Source organism: Mesorhizobium sp. LNHC232B00, assembly GCF_000502435.1.
In the GTDB taxonomy this organism is placed as follows: Bacteria; Pseudomonadota; Alphaproteobacteria; order Rhizobiales; family Rhizobiaceae; genus Mesorhizobium; species Mesorhizobium opportunistum.
In genome coordinates this window covers 1-1,806 of record NZ_AYWP01000070.1, presented here as the reverse complement: position 1 = coordinate 1,806, position 1,806 = coordinate 1, and the positions used below count along the sequence as shown (strand labels likewise).

Annotated in this window: 3 pseudogenes; 1 reads left to right on the top strand and 2 read right to left on the bottom strand. The window is 61.5% G+C overall.

The annotated features are described in order from the left end of the window. A pseudogene (locus X743_RS01000000169740) lies at positions 1–434 on the bottom strand (DDE-type integrase/transposase/recombinase); the annotation flags it as partial. 473 nt (positions 435–907) lie between these two features. On the opposite strand from X743_RS01000000169740, the pseudogene X743_RS1000000173870 reads away from it, so the two are divergent. After that, a pseudogene (locus X743_RS1000000173870) lies at positions 908–1,055 on the top strand (SAM-dependent methyltransferase); the annotation flags it as partial. Between the two features lie 30 nt (positions 1,056–1,085). Here X743_RS1000000173870 and X743_RS1000000171810 read toward each other — a convergent pair. Beyond that, positions 1,086–1,459 (bottom strand): annotated as a pseudogene (locus X743_RS1000000171810) (transposase); the annotation flags it as partial. Between the last annotated feature and the right edge of the window lie 347 nt (positions 1,460–1,806).

Sequence of the window (1,806 nt, the reverse complement as noted above, 5' to 3'; positions counted from 1 at the left end):
GGGTTTCGTTCAGCAACTCGTCCCGCATCCGCCCGTTGAAGCTTTCGCAGAAGCCGTTCTGCATCGGCTTGCCCGGCGCGATGAAGTGCCATTCCACCTGATGATCCTTCGACCAGGCAAGGATCGCGTTCGAGGTGAACTCGGTGCCGTGGTCGGAGACGATCATGCCCGGCTTGCCGCGCCGGGCGATCAGTTCCGTCAGTTCACGCGCCACCCGGCGGCCGCAGATCGAGGTGTCCGCGCGTCACGTCGTCGACGATGTTGAGCACGCGGAAGCGCCGGCCGCAGGCGAACTGATCATGGACGAAATCCAGCGACCAGCGCGCGTTCGGCTTCGCCTGGACTAGGATCGGTGCCCGCGTCCCTACCGCTCGGCGCCTGGAGCGTCGCTTGCGCACGGCCAGTCCTTCTTCGCGGTATAGCCGGTAGATGCGGTTGATACCCGATGCCTCGCCTTCGCGCCTGGGCTGGAAGAAGCCGAGCAGGTAGAGGCGGAGGGCTTCGCCAGCGCGGAAGCCGCGGACCCCTCAAAGCGCGATGCCAGGGCTCGTAAGCGTCGCGCCAACCGCGGCTTCTTTGCGCTCACCCAGAACTTCATCCAGCGAAAGGCGTTGCCCAATCTGAAGTCCACGCCCGGGAAGGGTTGCACGAGGCCGTCGTAGAAATTCCTGATCCCCCGGGCCAGGATTGCCTTGGGATGACGCCAGTCACCGAGCTCCAAGATCGGCATCCCTGACCGCGGGTTGACCACGTTTGTCCGGCGCGCCGTGTGAAATTGAAGCGGGAATGAGGGCCCCGAGGCACCACGGCATGAGGCGGGGCATGCTAAGCATTTCGGTCGGCAGCCGCCGGTCTTGAGTCCTAGAAAGCTATGTGGCCCGCGAATACAGGCGTCACGTTGGCGCGTCTAGGGCGAGGTGAACAGTTCGATTGCGTCGTCAGTGCAGTCCCGCTGTTGAGCTTTCCGATGGAACATCGCATTGCCCTGGTTGAGGATCTGCTCGTCCGCATTCCTGCCGGGCGGCCCCGTAATTCAGATCACCTATGGGCCTCTGTGTAACCGCTGTTCTCAGGCCACGGCCTTGGCCGCGGATCTCACGCACGCTCATGCCGCGCGCATACATGGATACGATCTTGACGTCGAAATCGGGAAAGCGGCGTTGATACTTGGCGATCAACTTCGAGTCGAAGGAGCCGGCACGGTCACGCGGGATCGAAGTTCGAGCTTCGATGTGCCCGTCAGAACCGTCTTCTTCGAATGTCCGTCGCGGCGGTTCGCCAGCCCTTCGGCTTGCTCCTCGTCAAGATGATCATCCAGTTCGGCGTTCAGTATCCGCTCCGAAAGCGCCTTCTTCAGATCGTCGAGCAGACCGTCCTTGGCAAACAGCTCCTGTGGGTCGCGCGTCCAGCAAGCAACCGGTTCCAGAAGTTCCTTCTCGATGATTCTCCTTTCGATCATCATGGCCTCACGCACAAGATTCCTGACATCCCCAACGACGGCGAGCCGACCACCGCGATCATTGCCAAATCACTGGTATCCATGCTTAAATCCGCTTCGTGACCGACGCGGCCGCTGCCCTACCCGACGATCCTCATGCGCTTCAGGCGATGCTTCTGGCCGCGTGCGGAGAATGAGAGGTTCCGCCAGATCATCAAGGAGTTGCGGAGCTATCGCTTCGGGCGAAGGGCGGAGAGCCTGCCTGAGGACCAACTGCTTCTGGGGCTTCGGACTGGGCCGATCTCTTTACCTCAAACTACGATTGCAGGATGAGATCTGAAGCGCGCTCACCTATCATAACAGCGGTT